Origin of the sequence: Mesorhizobium sp. Cs1299R1N1, from assembly GCF_037179655.1 — a bacterium.
In the GTDB taxonomy this organism is placed as follows: domain Bacteria; phylum Pseudomonadota; class Alphaproteobacteria; order Rhizobiales; family Rhizobiaceae; genus Mesorhizobium; species Mesorhizobium salmacidum.
Genome location: NZ_JAPYKR010000008.1, coordinates 311,467 through 329,170, shown reverse-complemented (window position 1 = coordinate 329,170; position 17,704 = coordinate 311,467). Strand labels below are relative to the sequence as shown.

At 62.8% G+C, this 17,704-nt stretch carries 14 protein-coding genes and 1 pseudogene; 2 read left to right on the top strand and 13 right to left on the bottom strand.

Going from position 1 to position 17,704, the window contains the following annotated elements:
* Positions 1–33: 33 nt before the first annotated feature.
* Entirely contained in the window at positions 34–909 is an 876-nt protein-coding gene (locus O7A70_RS19810) for an ATP-binding protein (protein WP_337141878.1), read from the top strand.
* A gap of 39 nt (positions 910–948) precedes the next feature.
* Here O7A70_RS19810 and O7A70_RS19805 read toward each other — a convergent pair whose 3' ends face one another.
* On the bottom strand, positions 949–1,770 hold the full coding sequence (locus O7A70_RS19805) for an AraC family transcriptional regulator (RefSeq protein WP_337141877.1): 822 nt from the start codon (positions 1,768–1,770) through the stop codon (positions 949–951).
* Positions 1,771–1,883: 113 nt separating this feature from the next.
* On the opposite strand from O7A70_RS19805, the gene O7A70_RS19800 reads away from it, so the two are divergent.
* A complete protein-coding gene (locus tag O7A70_RS19800; protein ID WP_337141876.1) occupies positions 1,884–2,774 on the top strand; it encodes an NAD-dependent epimerase/dehydratase family protein in 891 nt (296 codons plus the stop codon).
* Between the two features lie 112 nt (positions 2,775–2,886).
* On the opposite strand, the gene O7A70_RS19795 is transcribed toward O7A70_RS19800, so the two are convergent.
* The 12 genes and pseudogenes from O7A70_RS19795 to argS form a co-directional block, all read right to left on the bottom strand.
* Positions 2,887–4,419, bottom strand: coding sequence for a peptidoglycan DD-metalloendopeptidase family protein (locus tag O7A70_RS19795; RefSeq protein ID WP_337141875.1), 1,533 nt, complete (start codon positions 4,417–4,419; stop codon positions 2,887–2,889).
* A gap of 165 nt (positions 4,420–4,584) precedes the next feature.
* The gene (locus tag O7A70_RS19790) at positions 4,585–5,244 is read right to left on the bottom strand and encodes a protein-L-isoaspartate(D-aspartate) O-methyltransferase (RefSeq protein ID WP_337141874.1); all 660 of its coding nucleotides are present in this window, start codon (positions 5,242–5,244) and stop codon (positions 4,585–4,587) included.
* A pseudogene (gene surE / locus O7A70_RS19785) lies at positions 5,241–5,998 on the bottom strand (5'/3'-nucleotidase SurE). The gene O7A70_RS19790 and the pseudogene surE overlap by 4 nt, the downstream one beginning before the upstream one ends.
* Positions 5,998–7,302 (bottom strand): serine--tRNA ligase, encoded by a 1,305-nt coding sequence (serS, locus tag O7A70_RS19780; RefSeq protein ID WP_337141873.1) that lies wholly within the window; start codon positions 7,300–7,302, stop codon positions 5,998–6,000. Before serS ends, surE begins: the two are co-directional and overlap by 1 nt.
* 192 nt (positions 7,303–7,494) lie before the next feature.
* Positions 7,495–8,370: a twin-arginine translocase subunit TatC gene (gene tatC, locus O7A70_RS19775; RefSeq protein ID WP_337107238.1), complete on the bottom strand. Its 876-nt coding sequence runs from the start codon at positions 8,368–8,370 to the stop codon at positions 7,495–7,497.
* Positions 8,367–9,116, bottom strand: coding sequence for a Sec-independent protein translocase protein TatB (gene tatB, locus O7A70_RS19770; RefSeq protein ID WP_337141872.1), 750 nt, complete (start codon positions 9,114–9,116; stop codon positions 8,367–8,369). The genes tatC and tatB overlap by 4 nt, the downstream gene beginning before the upstream one ends.
* Positions 9,117–9,146: 30 nt before the next feature.
* On the bottom strand, positions 9,147–9,368 hold the full coding sequence (locus O7A70_RS19765; RefSeq protein WP_015317533.1) for a twin-arginine translocase TatA/TatE family subunit: 222 nt from the start codon (positions 9,366–9,368) through the stop codon (positions 9,147–9,149).
* Between the two features lie 179 nt (positions 9,369–9,547).
* Positions 9,548–10,315, bottom strand: a complete 768-nt coding sequence (scpB, locus tag O7A70_RS19760) for an SMC-Scp complex subunit ScpB (protein WP_337141871.1) — start codon at positions 10,313–10,315, stop codon at positions 9,548–9,550.
* Complete coding sequence (locus tag O7A70_RS19755) at positions 10,312–11,115, bottom strand: segregation and condensation protein A (protein ID WP_337141870.1); 804 nt, start codon at positions 11,113–11,115, stop codon at positions 10,312–10,314. Before O7A70_RS19755 ends, scpB begins: the two co-directional genes overlap by 4 nt.
* A 61-nt stretch (positions 11,116–11,176) precedes the next feature.
* Positions 11,177–12,196 (bottom strand): beta-N-acetylhexosaminidase, encoded by a 1,020-nt coding sequence (nagZ, locus tag O7A70_RS19750; protein ID WP_337141869.1) that lies wholly within the window; start codon positions 12,194–12,196, stop codon positions 11,177–11,179.
* Between the two features lie 164 nt (positions 12,197–12,360).
* The gene (locus O7A70_RS19745; RefSeq protein WP_337141868.1) at positions 12,361–15,831 is read right to left on the bottom strand and encodes an SPOR domain-containing protein; all 3,471 of its coding nucleotides are present in this window, start codon (positions 15,829–15,831) and stop codon (positions 12,361–12,363) included.
* A 103-nt stretch (positions 15,832–15,934) separates the two neighbouring features.
* Positions 15,935–17,692 (bottom strand): arginine--tRNA ligase, encoded by a 1,758-nt coding sequence (gene argS, locus O7A70_RS19740; protein WP_337141866.1) that lies wholly within the window; start codon positions 17,690–17,692, stop codon positions 15,935–15,937.
* Between the last annotated feature and the right edge of the window lie 12 nt (positions 17,693–17,704).

Sequence of the window (17,704 nt, the reverse complement as noted above, 5' to 3'; positions counted from 1 at the left end):
GCCATCGCAAGAACCAAAGCAAAAAGACCTGATATGACCGATACCAGCATCGACGCCCTGAACCAGAAACTGGACCGCCTGATCGAGGCCGTCAGCCGTCTCGCTCCGCCGCCGGTGCCTGAAACCGACCTCAACGTAGCCGACTGCTTCGTCTGGCAGGCCGATCCCGGTTATCTGGAGCCGGTGGGCAAGGTAAACCGCGTCGACATTGGTCTGATCCGCGGCGTCGACCGGGTCCGCGACATCCTCGTCGACAATACCGAGCGCTTCGCTGCAGGATTCGCTGCCAACAACGTCCTGTTGTGGGGCGCGCGCGGCATGGGCAAATCGTCGCTGGTCAAGGCCGTGCATGCGCAAATCAATGCCAAGACCCACTCCGGCCTGCCGCTGAAGCTGATCGAAATCCACCGCGAGGATATCGATACGCTGCCCAAGCTGATGAGCCTGCTGAAGACGGCTCCCTTCCGTGTCATCCTGTTTTGCGACGACCTCTCCTTCGATCATGACGACACGTCCTACAAGTCGCTGAAGGCAGCGCTCGAAGGCGGCGTCGAGGGCCGCCCGGCCAACGTCATCTTCTACGCCACCTCGAACCGCCGCCACCTGTTGCCGCGCGACATGATCGACAATGAGCGCTCGACCGCCATCAACCCGTCCGAAGCGGTCGAGGAAAAGGTCTCGCTGTCCGATCGTTTCGGCCTGTGGCTCGGCTTCCACAAATGTTCGCAAGACGAATATCTCGATATGATCAACGGCTATGCCAGCCATCATGGCCTTGACGTCGATCCCGAGCAGCTACGGGCAGAGGCGCTGGAATGGGCGACGACGCGCGGCAGCCGCTCGGGCCGTGTCGCCTGGCAGTTCACGCAGGATCTTGCCGGCCGTCTCGGAAGGCCATTGAAGGATTGAGGCGTTTGATCGCGTCGCCAACGCGACCAAACGCCAACGTCATTTGGGCGGCTGCGCCCGTCGCAGGTCGCGCGGCGTTTGGCCGATCTCGCGGCGCATCCAGTGCGCCAGATGTGACTGGTGCGCGAAGCCCGTCATTTCAGCCACTTCGCTTGTGCTGAGATCGGCTCGCTGCAGCAGAACACGTGCGCGTTCGACGCGACGTCGCAACACATAGCGGTGCAGGGTGACGCCCGTCGCCACCTTGAACCATATCCGCAAATGCGAGCTGCTCGCGCCGGCAACACGGCTTAGTTGATGGATCGAAAGCGGCTCGTGGAGAGCTGCCTCGATGTGTTCCAGCACGCGCTGGAGCTGGGCATTCGACAATCGGTTCGTTCGATCGATATCAGGTTCACCGAGGCCAAGCAGCCTCACCGCCAGTGCGGCGCCAATACTGTCGGCAAACAAAGGATCGCTCGGCGAATTTGCGTTCAGTTCGCTCTCGAGCGCTCGAGCGAGATGTTCGATGCGCTGGTCACGAAGCAGGTGACGCGTGTCGAGCCGCAACGCTTGCGCCTTGCCGCCAAGCTCCGCCGCCACCCTTTCCATCAAGGCTGGCTGCAACGCGATCTCGATCGTGTCGAACGAGGTTTCGGCCTCGAAGCCGCCCTCCTGACCGGCCGGCACCAGGTCGATATCGCCGGCGCGCCTGACGAAATATCGTCCGACCTGTTTGCAATAGGAGCGCGTCGCCGCGCTGGCATGCACCATGATGCGATGGTGTGGCGCCCGGGGCAGGCGGTGGACGCCAGCTTCGATATGCCGAGAGGCTATTGTTATGTTGGACGCGACTTGGGCCGGAGCGTATTGCGAACGCATGCTCTCTCGATTCATGGCAAAACCTGTTCAAGATTTGGCAATTCCCGCGCGATTTTCAATGCCTTGGACCTGTACTCACGCCTCTCCATCAAACTTGGACGAGAGGTTAAGCTATGAGTTTCTATGTTGTTGTCGGAGCCGGCCCGGTCGGTCGCGAAACCGCTCGCCTTCTTGGCGAGGAAGGACATGATGTCGTCCTCACCAGCCGGAGTGTCGGTTCGAACGCATTGCGGAATGTACGGGGCGTACAGGCCGACGCCACCGATGCGTCGGAACTCGCGCGTGTCTGCCAAGGCGCCGATGCCATCTTCATGTGCGCCATGGCCACCTATCACAGGTGGCCGACCGATTTTTTCCCCATCATCGACGGCACCGTGCGCGCGGCGGAAGCGGTCGGCGCGAAGCTCATCGTGCTGGGAAACCTGTATGGCTATGGGGAAAATGCCGACAGCCCGCTTCGCTCCGACCTGCCCCTGGACCCGACTTCGAAGAAAGGAACCGCGAGGACGATCATGTGGCAGCGGGCGGTTCGTGCCGACGTACCGGCGATCGAAGTGCGGTCGAGCGACTATCTCGGGCATGGCGCCATCAGCTACTTCTCGCTGGTCGCTCTGCCCTCCATCATCGACGGGAGACCCACCGCTTTCATTGGAGACCTCGATGCGACGCATGCGTGGACCTTCACCAAGGACGTCGCCAGAACGCTTGTCGCGGCTTCCCGTTACGCGGGCGAATGGGGGCGCGCGTTTCACGTCCCCTCGCAATACGCCTCACCCAGGGAGCTCATCCAGAAAACCGCTGCGATGCTTCGACGAGAGGTTTCAGAAATCCGATCCTATTCCACTGCCGAGATGGAGGCATTGGGCATGCATGAACTCATCGAGATGAGCTATCTTTTCGAGAACCCCTTGCTGGTCGATTCTTCCGACGCCGAGATGCTTCTCGGTATCAAGGCCAGCAGCCTTGAGGTCATGATCGCCGACACGCTACGCGATCATCTTTGAGCCTTGAGAAGCAGGCATCCGACAAAACTGAAAAAGCCCGCTCCTTTCGGGGCGGGCCTGAGCCGGCGGGCCGGACTGGAGGTCAGACGGCCCGCAAATCGCTTTTTTTATTCTATTCGAGATAGCCTGACGGATCGACCGGAGCCGAGTTCTTGCGCACTTCGAAGTGCAGCTTCGGCGAGTCCGTCGTGCCGCTCATACCCGAGAGTGCGATTTCCTGGCCGCGCTTGACCTTCTGGCCGCGCTGCACCTCGATCGAGCTGGCATGACCATAGACGGTGACCAGACCATTCTCGTGACGCACCAGCACCGTGTTGCCGAATTCCTTCAGCCCGTCGCCGGCATAGATGACGACGCCGTTCTCGGCCGCCTTGACCGGCGTTCCTGCTGGCACGGCGATGTCGACGCCGTCCTTGCCGGATCCGAAACCGGAAATCACCCGGCCGCGAACCGGCCAGCGCATCTTGCCGATCCCAGTGGCACCCGGCGCCACCGCGTCGTCGTCCTCGGCCTGCTGGATGACCTTCGCGTCCTTCTTCGGCGGCGTGTAGGATGCCAGCGTTTCCGACGGCGTGGTCTTTGCCGGAGCTTGCGTGGTTGCCGTGGTCACCGGATCGACCTTGGCCGGCTTGGCGCTGGCTACTGTCGCTGTTCCGCCCGCCGGTACCTTCAGGGTCTGGCCGATCTTGAGCAAGCCATCCTTCATGCCATTGGCCTGCTTCAGCGCGACGACGCCGACGCCGGTCTTCCTGGCAATCGAGGACATCGTGTCTCCCGACTGGACCGTATAGGTGCCCGCGGCGCCGGTTGCCTTGGCCAGCTGCGCCGGCTTGGGCTCCTTGGGCTGGCTCGCGGCGGCCGACGCGTCGACCTGAGCCGCGGACTTACCCTCCTTGGGCTTCGGCTGCTGCGGCAGCACGGCGACCTTGTCCGGCGCGGTGGCCGGCAGATCGTGCTTGCCGTCTTTCGCCGGCTTTGCGTCGGCAACCTTCGGCTCGCCCTTGCTTGAATAGCCATAGGCCGGGATGACGATCTTCTGGCCGGTCTTCAGCCCCTTGGTCGGGCTCAGGCCGTTCACCTTCATGATGACATCGGCCGGCACCTTGTAATGCGCCGCCAGGCCGGAAATGGTCTCGCCGTCCCTGACGACGATTTCTGTCGCGTGCGGTGTGCCTGCCTGGGCCATCTTCGGCTCGCCGGGCTGGGCATTCTTGAAAGGCTTGGCGGCCGGCGCGACAGCACCGGTCGTCGTCCTGTCGACATGAGGAGCGGGCCGAACCAGGGCCGGCGCCGATGCGACACGCACCGGATTGGCGGCGGACGCGAGCGCTGGAGCCGGCTGCGCCTGCGCGGAAGCCGGCGGCGGCAATGGCCGGCTGGAAACCGGTTCGAGACTGGAGCGACTGACCGACTGCGTATGGCTGCCGTCGAGCGGAGCGGCCGACACATCGCCCGGATAGGGCTGCACCGCATCCTGCTTGTTGATGATGGCGCGCTGATTGTTTGTCGAGGAAGTGAAGACGTCATCGACACTGTTGAACCGCGAAGCCTGGGAACTGCACCCAGCCGCCGCGCCCGCAATCATCAGAACAGCGCAGCCCCGCGCCAGATTGCGACTATTTGCCTTCAAAACACTGAGTTGCATCGCACTAACCCGCACAAACGCTGCACCAACTGGACAGGATTAAAGCGCGTTAATGTTACTGGGCGGTTAACCCATTAGAATCCGACGAAAATTTTCTTAAAACATTTGAGGATGGTCGGCGATGCCGATAGCGGGCCCGAAAGAGATCTGGCAGCCGGCCTGAAACTAGATAACCGCTGCCAGGCTGCGCAGAATTGGTTGCAGCCGCACCATACCGATATCCTCGCGTTCGAAACGGCTGCCGACCTTGGTGAGCTTGGCCAGCACCTGCTCGCCCTCCTCCGGCCCGATCGGTGCGATGACGATGCCGCCGCTCGACAATTGGTCGAGCAGGAAGCGCGGCAGGCTGTCGAACGCCGCCCAGGCCACGATGCGGTCAAACGGCCCCTCATTGGGCAATCCGTTGGAACCATCGGCCTGGCGCACGATGGCATTGCCAATGCCGAGCGCCTCGAATCGCTGCCGGGCTTGCTCGACCAGCGTCTTGTAGCGATCGACGGTCACGACGCGCGCCGCCAGCCGCGATATGACAGCCGAAGTGTAGCCGGAACCGGTGCCGATCTCTAGCACGCGGTTTCCCGTTTCGATAGCGAGTGCGGCGATCACCGCCGCCTGCATGTCAGCCCCTTCGATCGCTTCGCCGCATTCGATCGGCAACATGCGATCCGACCAGGCGATCGGGTGGAACTGCGCCGCCAGGAAGCCGCGCCGGGGTGTCGCCTCGAAAGCCGCGATCAGCGCCTTCGGCACCGTGCCCCTGCCGCGCAGGCGCAACAGGAAAGCGGCAAATCCTTCGCGATCGTCGATTGGAAAGCCTTGGTTCATGCAAGCGCCTTGCTCAATTGGTCACGGATCTCGTGCGCGGTGAGGTCAAGCTGCAACGGCGTCACCGACACCAGCCGGTTGCGCAGGGCAAAGAGATCGGTTCCCTGCTTGCCTTCGACCGGCTCGCGGCCGAAGCGCAGCCAGTAATAAGGCAGGCCACGGCCGTCGCGGCGCTCGTCGACCCACAGGCTGTGGACCAGCTTGCCCTGCGTGGTGACAACAGTGCCGGCCACCTCCTCGGGAAGGCAGTTGGGGAATTGACGTTGAGCAGCACGCCGTCGGGCAGCGGCGCCGCGACGAGCTTCTTCAAAAGCGCCGGCGCCAGTGCTTCGGTCGTCTCGTAAGGGACGACGCGATCCTCGCCGACATAGCTGTAGCCCTGGCTGAGCGCGATCGACCTGATGCCGAGCAGCGCGCCTTCCATGGCACCGGCGACGGTGCCCGAATAGGTCACGTCATCGGCGATGTTGGCGCCCGAATTGATGCCGGACAGGATCAGGTCGGGGGCGCCGGGCAGGATCTTCCTGACGCCCATGATGACGCAATCGGTCGGCGTGCCGCGCACGGCAAAATGCTTCTCGCTGATTTTTCGCAACCGCAGCGGCTCCGAGATCGAGAGCGAATGGGCATAACCCGACTGGTCCTGCTCCGGCGCCACCACCCAAACATCGTCGGACAGTGTGCGGGCGACGCGCTCGAGCGACGCCAGGCCCTCGGCATGAATGCCGTCATCATTGGTCAGAAGAATGCGCATTATTTCGATTCGATCTTTTCCAGGCCGCCCATGTAAGGCCGCAGCACTTCAGGAATGGTTACGCTGCCATCCTCATTCTGGTAGTTTTCGATGACAGCAATAAGGGCGCGGCCGACAGCGGTGCCCGAACCGTTGAGCGTATGGACGAAGCGGTTGCCCTTGCCGTCCTTGTCCTTGTAGCGGGCATCCATGCGGCGCGCCTGGAAATCGCCGCAGACCGAGCAGGACGAGATTTCGCGATAGGCATTCTGGCCGGGCAGCCAGACCTCGATGTCATAGGTCTTGCGGGCGCCAAAGCCCATATCGCCGGTGCACAGCACCATGGTGCGGAACGGCAGGCCGAGCCGCTTCAGCACTTCCTCGGCGCACTGCGTCATTCGCTCATGCTCGGCCAGCGAGGATTCCTGGTCGGTGATCGACACGAGTTCGACCTTGTAGAACTGATGCTGACGCAGCATGCCGCGCGTGTCACGCCCCGCCGAGCCTGCCTCCGAACGGAAGCAGGGCGTAAGCGCGGTGTAGCGCAGCGGCAGCTTTTCATGCGACGTGATTTCCTCGCGCACGAGATTGGTGAGTGGCACTTCGGCGGTTGGGATCAGGCCAAGCCTGCCCTCCCCGTGTGGCGTGAAGAACAGATCCTCCTCGAATTTCGGCAACTGGTTGGTGCCGAACAGAACGTCGTCCTTCACCATCAGCGGCGGGATGATCTCCTCATAGCCGTGCTCGGTCGTGTGCAGGTCGAGCATGAATTGGCCGATCGCGCGTTCCATCCGCGCCAGGCCGCTCTTGAGCACGGTGAAGCGCGAGCCCGACAGCTTTGCCGCGCGCTCGAAATCCATCATGCCGAGCGCTTCGCCGATCTCGAAATGCTCCTTCACCCAGTTCGGCCGCGTCGGTGCCTTGCCAACGATATGCCTGACGACATTGTCATGCTCGTCCTTGCCGACCGGCACGTCGTCGAGCGGCACATTGGGCAGCACCGCCAGCGCGTCGTTCAGGGCCTTGTCGAGCTCGCGCTCGCGCGCCTCGCCGTTCTGGATGAAAGTCTTGATCTCACCGACTTCGGCTTTGAGTTTTTCGGCAAGGGCGGCATCGCCCGAACGCATGGCGTTGCCGATCTCCTTCGAGGCGGCGTTGCGGCGCTCCTGCTTGGTCTGCAGTTCGGTGACATGCTCGCGCCGCGCCTCATCCCGGGTGATCAGGTCATCGACCGTGGACTGCGCCTCAGCCGACGGCCACGAGCGCTTGATGAGCGCCTCGACAAGGGCCTTCGGGTTGTCGCGAATCCATTTGATGTCAAGCATGGTTTGAACGCTCCTCGGGTAGCATGTCGCCCAAAAGTGCGTAGCGGTTTTGGGACAACGACATGCTCAAAACAAAACTGAAACGCACCGCCTTTATGGCGATGCGTTTCAGTCAGAGGGGGTAAACCGCATCCTTGATCGATGCAAGATGGGCTGATTGCTGTTTTCCGACGCTGGCCCGGCCCTGTTGTCCTACGAAGCAGCTGGCGCTGGCGGCTCGTCCGGCGCCTTGTCCGCCACGGTCTCGCCGGCTTCCTGCTTCTCGCGGGCAAGCCGCTGCTTTTCCTGATCCCGCTCGATCCATCGCGCGGCCCAGATGGAGACCTCGTAGAGAAGGATGGTCGGAAGGGCCAGACCGATCTGGCTCATCGGATCTGGAGGTGTCAGCACCGCGGCCACGATGAAGGCGATGACGATCGCCCATTTGCGCTTTTCCGCCAGCGCTTTGGACGACAGCATGCCGACACGCGTCATCAAGCTGGTCACCACCGGCAGCTGGAACACCAGACCGAAGGAGAAGATCAGCGTCATGATGAGGCTGAGATATTCCGACACTTTCGGCAGCAGGGAAATCTGTACCTGGTCGTCCGTGCCGACCTGCTGCATGGCGAGGAAGAACCACATCACCATCGGCGTGAAGAAGAAATAGACCAGCGAGGCGCCCATCAGGAACAGGATGGGCGATGCGATCAGGAACGGCAGGAAGGCATTGCGCTCGTTCTTGTAGAGGCCGGGCGCGATGAATTTGTAGATCTGCGTGGCGATCAACGGGAAGGCGATGACCATGCCGCCGAACATGGCGAGCTTGACCTGGGTGAAGAAGAACTCTTGCGGCGCGGTGTAGATCAGCTCGACCTTGTGCGGGTCGAGCCCCGCCCATTTCGTCGCCCATTTGAAGGGGACGACCAAAATGTTGAACAGCCGCTTGGCGAAGAAGAAGCAGACCAGGAAGGCTACGAAGAAGCCACCGAGCGACCAGATCAACCGCCTGCGCAACTCGATCAGGTGCTCCATCAGCGGCGCCGACGATTTTTCGATCTCGTCCTTTTCCTTGTCCGAAACGCTCACTTGGCGGCTCCAGCCGTCTTTTTGGTCGCCTGCTTCTTCGCCGGAGCAGGCTTCGGTTCGGCTTTCGTCCCAGCCTTGGCGGCGGTCGACTTGGCGGCGGCAGGCTTCGTCACGGCCGCAGGCGTTGCCGCTGTCGTGGCCTTCGTCGGCGCCTTGGGCGCGGGCGCGGCTTTTGCCGTCACGGCCTTCGCGGACGTCGAGGCCTTGGACGGCGCCTTCGCAGCCGGTGCCGTCTTCGCGGTTTTCCTAGCTGCCTTGGGCGCAACGGCAGATTCCGTGGATGCCGCCACCACCGATTCATCGGTCATCGCCGGGAAAATCGGGGCTGGTGTCGTGGCTTCAGGCCCGTTGACGCCAGGCATGGTCGTTGCACCGTTCTTCAACGGCTCGGCCACCTGTGGCGTCGAAGCGGCGGGCGCCGACGGATCGGCCGCTGGTTTCGGCTTCATCACGGCGTCGACGCCGGCGCGCACATCGGCCGCAGCCTGCTCGAACGGATTAAGCTGCTTCTTGATCTCGGCAACCGGGCTCAGGCCCCTGAGCTCGTCGACCGACTTCTTGACGTCGTCGAGCTCGGCTTCCTTCAACGCCTCGTTGAACTGCTTCTGGAAGTCGCCCGCCATGGCGCGCAGCTTCGCCGCCGTGCGGCCAAAGGTGCGCAGCATGTTGGGCAAATCCTTTGGCCCGACGACCACGATCATGACGATCGCGATCACCAGCATTTCGGTCCAGCCGACTTCAAACATGGCAATCTGTTCCGACTAGAACTCTTTGGCTCAGCTCTTGCTGGCCTTTTCCTTCGCGGCCGAAACGGTCTCATCGGCACGGTGTTCGACGGTGCGCTTGTCGTCGGCGACGTCGTCGTCGGCCATGCCCTTCTTGAAGCTCTTGATGCCCTTGGCCATGTCGCCCATCAGCTCGGGGATCTTGCCGCGGCCGAACACCAGAAGCACGATGACCAGCACGATCATCCAGTGCCAAATCGAAAATGAACCCATAGCAAATCTCTCTCGAATGGTTTCCCTGGCGATGATCTATGCGTTTTCGCGTTGGGATTCAAACACAACCGCGACAGAGTTTATGAAAGGGTGTCGGATGTCACGCATTTTCAGCGAAGCGGCCCGCTACCAAACGGCGCATGTAAAGGCGTAAAGCGGCTTTTGATAGGCGCTCGTGGTCAATCTTCCGTGACGCGCGGCGTCAGCAGGCCGAGCTCCTCGAGATCGATGTCGGTCAACGGATCCTCGTCCTCGGTCAGCACGTCGGGATCGGCGGGCGGCTGCGGGATGGAGAAGTTCGACGGCATGCGGCCTGAGAGCAGACCCGAGCCCTTCAGTTCCTCCATACCTGGAAGATCGCGGATCTCCTCGAGCGCGAAATGGTCGAGGAAGGTTTCGGTGGTGCCATAGGTAACGGGACGGCCGGGCGTTTTGCGCCGGCCGCGCATGCGCACCCATTCCGTCTCGAGCAGCGTATCCAGCGTTCCCTTCGAGGTCTCGACGCCCCTGATGTCCTCGATCTCGGCGCGCGTCACCGGCTGGTGATAGGCAATGATCGCCAGCACCTCGAGCGCCGCCCGCGACAGTTTTCGCTGCTGCACCGTATCGCGGCTCATCAGGAAGGCCAGGTCGCCGGCGGTGCGGAACGCCCAGGCGTCGCCGACCCGCACCAGATTGACGCCTCGCCGGGCGTAGATCTGCTGCAGCTCTGTCATGGCGAGGGCGACGTTGATGCCATCGGGAAGCCGTGCGGCGAGCTGCTTTTCGCTGACGGGCTCTGCACTGGCGAACACGATCGCCTCGGCCATGCGCACGGCTTCCGCCATATGCAGCCGCTCGGCCGGATTCTGTACTGGATTCTGGGCCGAAGCCTGATCGATCTCGCCCTCTTCCGGCTCATCGTCCATCTTGAAAGGAATGACCGAAGCGTTGGCGCGTTCGCTCATGATGCCACCTCGACTGCCTTGATTGCCTGTGCGCGGTGGTCGCGCAGATAGATCGGTGCGAACACCTCGTCCTGCCGCATATCCATCTTGCGCTCGCGCACCAGTTCCAGTGTGGCCGCGAACGAACTGGCGATCGCGGTGCGCCGCTCTTGCGGGCTGGTCAGATATTGGATGAGGAAGCTGTCGAGCGTCGTCCAGTCGCGCAGCGAGCCGATCAGCCGGGTCAGGATGTCGCGAGCATCCTTGAGTGACCAGACGCCGCGCCTGGCGATCGTCACATTGGTGATCGCCTGCTTCTGCCGCTGCTGGGCATAGGCGGTCAAGAGATCGTAGAGCGAAGCCGAATAAGTGTTGCGCTTCTCGATGATGACCATTTCCGGCATGCCGCGCGCGAACACGTCGCGGCCGAGCCGGTTGCGGTTGACCAGTCGCGCCGACGCGTCGCGCATGGCTTCGAGCCGCTTTAGCCGGAATTGCAGCACCGCCGCCAGTTCCTCGCCGCTTTCGCCCTCTTCGCCCGGCTGCTTGGGGATCAGGAGCTTCGATTTGAGAAAGGCCAGCCACGCCGCCATCACCAGATAGTCGGCGGCAAGTTCGAGCCGCAGCGCCCTCGCCGTCTCGACAAAGGTCAAATATTGCTCGACCAGCGCCAGGATCGAAATGCGCGCCAGGTCGACCTTCTGGGTGCGGGCAAGATGCAAGAGAAGATCCAGCGGGCCTTCGAAGCCGGCCACGTCGACGACCAGCGAGGGGTCGCCCGTCAGCCGTGACTCATCGTTCTCGGCCCACAGACGGTCCATCGGTGCAGCCTTCGCGGCCTTGCTTTCCAATGCTTCCGCCACTGCCTGTCACGTCCTCTTGCTAGGCCACCGCGTCGAAATAGGTGGCGAATTCGGCACGGATCTCGGTTTCTTCGGCCGCGTCGCGCTTGCTTATATAGGTCATCGCCCGCTTGGCGCGCTCCAGCGACTTGCCTTCAAGTCCTGTGGTGCGCGATGCGATGCCAGCCATCTCCTCAAAAATACCGTTGCAGTGAAGGACCAGATCGCAGCCCGCCGCAAGGATCGAGGCCGCCTTTGTCGGGAAATCCCCAGAAAGTGCCTTCATCGACGTGTCGTCGCTCATCAGCAGTCCATCGAAGCCGATCTCGCGTCGAATGATCTCGTCGATGACCTTGCCGGAAGTCGTCGCCGGGTTCTTGGGATCGATCGCGCTGTAGACGACATGCGCGGTCATTGCCATCGGCAGATGGTTGAGCTCGCGGAACGGAGCGAAGTCGTGCCGCTGCAGATCGCTGAGCGAGGCGTCGACGACAGGCAGTTCGAAATGCGTGTCGGCAAAGGCTCGGCCGTGCCCCGGAATATGCTTCATCACGGGCAGCACGCCACCCGACATCAGGCCCTCGCCCGCGGCGCGGCCGAGTTCGATGACCGGACGCGGATCCTTGCCGTAGGCGCGCGCGCCGATGACATCGCTGGCCCCTTCGATCGGCACGTCGAGTACCGGCAGGCAATCCGCCGATATGCCGTAGCGGAGCAGGTCGAAGGCATGCAGCCGTGCCATCAGCCAGGCGGCGCGGGCACCGGCGTCGTGGTCATCGCGCCACAGCGCCCCAAGCGCGCTACCGGCCGGATAGTTCGGGGCCAGCGGCGGCCGCAGGCGTTGTACCCTGCCGCCTTCCTGGTCGATGAACACCAGCGCGTCAGGGCGTCCGATACAGTCGCGCATTTCGGCGACAAGATCGCGGATCTGCTCGGCCTCGCCGATATTGCGGGCAAACAGGATGAAGGCCCACGGGCATTCGTTGCGATAGAAATTGATTTCTTCGCGGGTGAGCGATTTCCCGGCACAGCCGAGGATCATGGATTTTGATTCGGTCATTTCAGGAGTCTAGGGCTTCGCGCGATCAAAGGGAATCATGCCTGACCGCATGCGGCGGGCTGCAAGACATGCTTCCACATGAAAAAGTCAGGCATATGAATGTCGCCATATGAAAAAGCCGGCGTGTGCTTGGGCCGCGCCGGCTTTGAGAGATGGATCGACGTCTAGCGCGATACGAAGCAGTTGCCGCCCGCAGCCTTGTAGCTGGTGCACAAATTGATGGCGTCGTTGCGCGACTGGGCCGGAACGCGGACGCGGTAGAACGTGCCCTTGCCGGCAATCTCGGCCTTGACGATGTTGGCCGTGCGGCCGGAAAGCACGCTGCCATAGCGGCGCTGCAGATCCCGGTAGGTCGATTGGGCGCTGTCCACCGTCGGCTGCGAAGCGATCTGTATCGACCACGAACCGCTGCCGGTCGCGGTCGAGGCCGGATCGATGGAAGCGACCTGATCGGGCTTGACCTCGCCGACCACGTCGACCGGCTGGTCGGACGGACGCTGCGGCGCGATCGCAACCTTGGCTGGCGTGTTGGCCGACTGTGCCTTGGCTTCAGCCTTGGCAGGCTTGGCGGCGGGCTTCAGAGCCGGCGCATCGTCGGCCTGCGCGGCGGCGGGCGCCACGGTGCCAGTCTGATCGGTGCCAGTCTGATCGGTGCCAGTCTGGTCGGTGCCAGTCTGGTCGGCCTCGGCCTGACCGGCAGGCGCCACATGCTGTGGCGCCGGATCGGTCGGCTCCGCCGCGGCCACCTGGGGTGCCGCCGGTGCCGGGTCCTCGCGCGCCACCAGTGATCCGTCGGATTTGACCACCATGGTCCTGACCTTGCGCGGCGCAACGGCAACAACATTATTGTTGGTGCCCTTGTCGGCGTCCTGCAGGACCTGCGCGATGCGATCCTCCGACTTCGGCGCGGGCGCCGCGTTGTCGGCCGGGGCCGCGCCAGCGGTCGAAACGTCGCCGCCGCCATCCGTGCCGGCGGCAGCGTTCTGGTCGGGAGAAAGATCGACTGCGCGGGCCGCGTCCTTCGCCTGCACGTTCACCGGTTCCTCGACGTTGGTGACAAGCTTCTGCTGGACCGGCTCGGCGGGCTTCGCACCCTTGACCACCGCGTCATAGACCTTGTTGTCCTGGTTCGGCACCACGGCGCCGCCCGGATTTTCCGGCTTGATCTTGATCGGCGAATTGTCGGCCTTGACGATCACCGGAGCTTCGCTGCCGCCCTTGCCGCCCAAAGACAGCGCGAAGGCGCCAAGACCGCCAGCGACCGCCACGGCACCGACAATCGCGGCAATGAACAGGCCGCGCCGGCCCGACGACCTGGCGGCTTCCCGCTCGCCGAGGCCCGGAACCGACATCGCTTCGTCCAGTTCGGGATCGTAGTCGAGTTCATCGACGGTAAAATCGTCCGCCTGCGAGACCGGCTGGCTGCCGGGCAGATTGTCGAGATCGAAGCCTTCGGCGGCATCGGCATAGGCCGAAGCCGCCGACGCGCGGCCAGCCATTTCCGCCGGCCGTGCCGCATAGGTCCGCGCTTCCGGCTGATAGGCTTGCCTGGGCTCTTCGGATCCCGGATTGGCCGCGCCATATCTGGGATTGACGCTGTCATAGCCCGGATTGACCCTGTCATATCCCGGATTGACTGCGTCATAGCCCGGATTGGCTGCGCCATATCCCGGATTGACCTTGTCATAGCCCGGATTGTACCCGGCATTGTAGGATTCGTCGGCATAAGCGGCGGCGCTGGCGTCAGCAGGCGCGACCTCCACGGAATTCATCTCAGTCAGAAGGCTGGCGAATTCGGCGTCGAGATCGTCATAACCGGACGCTGCCGGCTGATCTTCCTCGAAATGCAACTCTGGAATGTCGAGATCGTCAGCCAGCGCCACGACACGCTCCGGCACATCGACCGTCTCGACATCGGGCATCTCTTCATAGCTCGAGGACTGCGGCGCCTGCGGTGCCGACACCGGAGCCATATAGGGAGCAGCTGCAACCGGCTCGGCCGAACGGTAGGAAGGCACCGTGGCCACTTCCGGCGCTGCCGTCCTGGCCGCCGTCGAGGCGACAGGCTGCGCGGCAAATGCCGGCTGTTGGGGGACCGGTGTCACGCGGCTCCAGGAACGGGCCGGCTCCGACTGTGCGGAGCGATCCGCCAGCCAATCGAGCGAATCGGCCTGATCCCGCCGGGACGCTGTTTCGTCATGCGAATGGATGCTTTTGGCCAGGGCGGCATCCAAGGCATCATTGTCGAGATCGACATCGCCCTGTTCAGCGCCATCCGAACCGAAATCCTGGTCCTGAAGTTCATCGAGCAACAGGTCGTCGAGGTTGGCGCCGGCGGCCTGGGCGGATCCGGCGTGATGCACATCCTCGGATACTGCTTCGTCGAGATCCCAGTCGAGATCACCAACAAAATCGGCGGGTTCCTCCGCGACCTTTGCTGTCGCGCCGAGAGGCGGCTGAACGGGTACCGCGGCCGGCTGGTTCACGACGGACTGAGCCATGACCGGCTCCTTGGCCGATGGCGGCGTGCGCGCGGTCATGGCGCCAAGAAGCGCGTTCAACTCGTCTTCGAGGCTTCGTTCGTCCGCGATGGGGGCTTGCACTGGCGGTGCAATGGTTGCCACGGGCGCTGCCGACTGCGCCGGAGCCGCGGCGATTTCAGCGACGGGCTCTTCGCCAGGCTGGGCAAACGCCTCGTCCAAATTCAGATCGAAAGCGTCATCCGAAATGGCTTCAACACCTGGAATCTCGTCCGTCGTGTCGACGGCATCGGCAAGCAACTGGTGCGCTTGCGTGCCGTCAAAAGCCTCTGGCTCATCCGCCTGAACGTCAAAATCCACGTCGACATCTGCCATGGCGTCGTCGAAGTGATCCACGAAATCCTCTTCGGAGATCGCCTGGGTCTCACTCGCGGTGGCCAGTACAGGTTCTGGATATTCGACAGCAGCCTCTTGGCGCTGATCCGCCGGATGGTCGTCGAGCATCAGCTCGTCTTCGAGCGAGATCGCGACCGCATCGTCGAATTCATGATTGGAGGCCGGCTCGACGGCCACCGGCACTTCGGCAACCGGCGATTCAATGGCATGCCGGGTCTCGGCTGCCTCGTCCTCGATATGGAAATCCTGGTCGAGGGAGGCGGCAAGCTCGTCCTCCATTGGCAGATCGTCGTCGAAGGGCGAAACGTCTTCCAGAGAACTGGCGACGGCACTATCGAAATCGGCGTCAAAGGCAGGCTCGACGGACAGCACGGCTTCCGAGGCGCCAGGGTTCGCATGGCTTGCGGCGACCGCCTGGTCATCGACTTCAGCCATGTCCAGGTGGAAATCGTCATCGAGCGACAGCGCAAGATCGTCGTCCACCGCATCGACGGCCATCGGCTCGAATGCCGGCTCACGAGCTTCGACAACTGGAGCAGCAACGCTATCGACAGCGTCGAACTCGCCCATCAGTTCCTTCTCGAGATCGATGTCGAAATCGCCCTCTCGCGCAGCCCCATCGGTGACAGCGGCTTTCGGCTCGGCCGGCTTGACCGGCTGGCGTGGGTCGAATCCCATGATCCTGGTCAGTTCCGCGAACGGATCATCCTCGCCGATATCGTTGTTGTCGGCTACTCTCAGCTGGGTTCTGTCTGCCATTATTGTTCCCGAACTCGCACTCATTCGGACGCCTTGGACGTCGCGCAGGGTTGGCCCTTACCAGCGCAATGTGGGCAAAAGGTGACAGGTTTTTTAGTCAAACCTAACGCATTTCGGTGGGCGCGGCGGCTCCGATCAACGTCAGGCCGGACGTGAGAACATCCGAAACAGCCTGCACCAGCCCTAGTCTGGCATGCGTCAATTGTCGGTCGTTAACCTTAACAAAACGTAAGTCCGGATTATCCGTGCCACGGTTCCAGTGTCCATGGAAACTGGAAGCCAGATCATAGAGATAAAATGCCAGCCGATGCGGCTCGAGCGCAAGAGCGGCGGACTCGATCAGACGCGGATATTCAGCGAGTTTTCGGATCAGGCCGATTTCACCTTCGTCGGTCAGCGACGTTGCCGCGGCCGCCAGGCCGTTGCGATCGAAATTCGCCTCCCCCAACTGTTCGCTCGCCTGCCGGAACACCGAATGGCAGCGCGCCGAGGCATACTGCACGTAGAACACCGGATTGTCCTTGGACTGCTCGGTCACCTTGGCGAAGTCGAAATCGAGCGGCGCATCGTTCTTGCGATAGAGCATCATGAAGCGGATCGGATCGCGTCCGACTTCCTCCACCACCTCGCGCAGCGTCACGAAGTCGCCGGACCGCTTCGACATACGCACCGGCTCGCCATCGCGAAACAGCTTGACCAGATTGCACAAGAGGACGGTGAGCTTGACGTCGTCGCCGGCAATCGCGCGCGCCAAGGCTTCCAGGCGCTTGACGTAGCCGCCATGGTCGGCACCGAGAACATAGATCAGGTCGACGAAGCCGCGATCGACCTTGTCCTTCAGATACGCCACATCGGCGGCGAAATAGGTGAACGAGCCATCGGACTTGACCAGCGCCCGGTCCATGTCGTCGCCGACGGCGGTCGAGCGGAACAGCGTCTGTTCGCGGTCTTCCCAGTCGTCCGGCTTCTCGCCCTTGGGCGGCGGCAGCTTGCCCTTGTAGATATGGCCCTTCAGCGTCAGGTCGTTGATCGCAGAGCGGATCTTCCGGGCATTGTCCGCATGCAGCGTGCGTTCGGAGAAAAACACGTCGTGGTGGACGTTGAGCAGCGCAAGGTCCTCGCGGATCATCGCCATCATCGCATCGATGGCGCGATCCTTGACGATGGCCAGCGCCTCCTCATCCGGCATCTGCAGCAGGCCCCGGCCAAATTCCTTAGCTAGCGCCTGGCCAAGAGGGACGAGATAGTCGCCCGGATAAAGCCCTGGTGGTATCTCGCCGATGTCGTCACCGAGCGCCTCGCGGTAGCGCAGTATGACCGAGCGGCCGAGCACGTCGATCTGCCCACCGGCGTCGTTGATGACATATTCCTTGGTCACGTCGTAGCCGGCGAACGCCATCAGGTTGGCGAGCGCATCACCGACGACGGCACCCCGGCAATGGCCGACATGCATCGGCCCGGTCGGGTTGGCCGAGACATATTCGACGTTGGTTCTGTGGCCGGCGCCGATCGTCGAACGGCCATAATTGCGCCCCTCGCCCAGAAGCGCCGACAGATGCGCCTGCCAGAAACCGTCCTTGAGCCGCAGATTGACGAAACCCGGACCGGCGACCTCGGCGGCGGCGACGTCCCTGTCGGCCCGCAGCGCTTCCGCCAATTTCTCGGCCAGCGCGCGCGGGTTTTGTCCGGTCGGCTTGGCCAGCACCATTGCCGCATTGGTAGCGAGATCGCCGTGGCTGGCGTCGCGCGGCGGCTCGACGGCGATACGCGACAGATCAGGCGAAACGCCGTCCTTGTCTTTCAGGTCAAGCGCTTCGACAGCTTTTACGACTCGCGCGGTGAAATCGGCGAAGATGTTCATGGTGTATGCTCT

Bases quoted from the DNA above. Each gene is read 5' to 3' on its own strand.
- O7A70_RS19810 (WP_337141878.1), top strand. From the start codon at position 34: ATGACCGATACCAGCATCGACGCCCTGAACCAGAAACTGGACCGCCTG.
- O7A70_RS19765 (WP_015317533.1), bottom strand. From the start codon at position 9,368: ATGGGTTCATTTTCGATTTGGCACTGGATGATCGTGCTGGTCATCGTG.
- O7A70_RS19790 (WP_337141874.1), bottom strand. From the start codon at position 5,244: ATGAACCAAGGCTTTCCAATCGACGATCGCGAAGGATTTGCCGCTTTC.
- O7A70_RS19805 (WP_337141877.1), bottom strand. From the start codon at position 1,770: ATGCGTTCGCAATACGCTCCGGCCCAAGTCGCGTCCAACATAACAATA.
- nagZ (WP_337141869.1), bottom strand. From the start codon at position 12,196: ATGACCGAATCAAAATCCATGATCCTCGGCTGTGCCGGGAAATCGCTC.
- tatB (WP_337141872.1), bottom strand. From the start codon at position 9,116: ATGTTTGAAGTCGGCTGGACCGAAATGCTGGTGATCGCGATCGTCATG.
- O7A70_RS19800 (WP_337141876.1), top strand. From the start codon at position 1,884: ATGAGTTTCTATGTTGTTGTCGGAGCCGGCCCGGTCGGTCGCGAAACC.
- O7A70_RS19755 (WP_337141870.1), bottom strand. From the start codon at position 11,115: ATGGACCGTCTGTGGGCCGAGAACGATGAGTCACGGCTGACGGGCGAC.
- serS (WP_337141873.1), bottom strand. From the start codon at position 7,302: ATGCTTGACATCAAATGGATTCGCGACAACCCGAAGGCCCTTGTCGAG.
- argS (WP_337141866.1), bottom strand. From the start codon at position 17,692: ATGAACATCTTCGCCGATTTCACCGCGCGAGTCGTAAAAGCTGTCGAA.
- O7A70_RS19795 (WP_337141875.1), bottom strand. From the start codon at position 4,419: ATGCAACTCAGTGTTTTGAAGGCAAATAGTCGCAATCTGGCGCGGGGC.
- scpB (WP_337141871.1), bottom strand. From the start codon at position 10,315: ATGAGCGAACGCGCCAACGCTTCGGTCATTCCTTTCAAGATGGACGAT.
- O7A70_RS19745 (WP_337141868.1), bottom strand. From the start codon at position 15,831: ATGGCAGACAGAACCCAGCTGAGAGTAGCCGACAACAACGATATCGGC.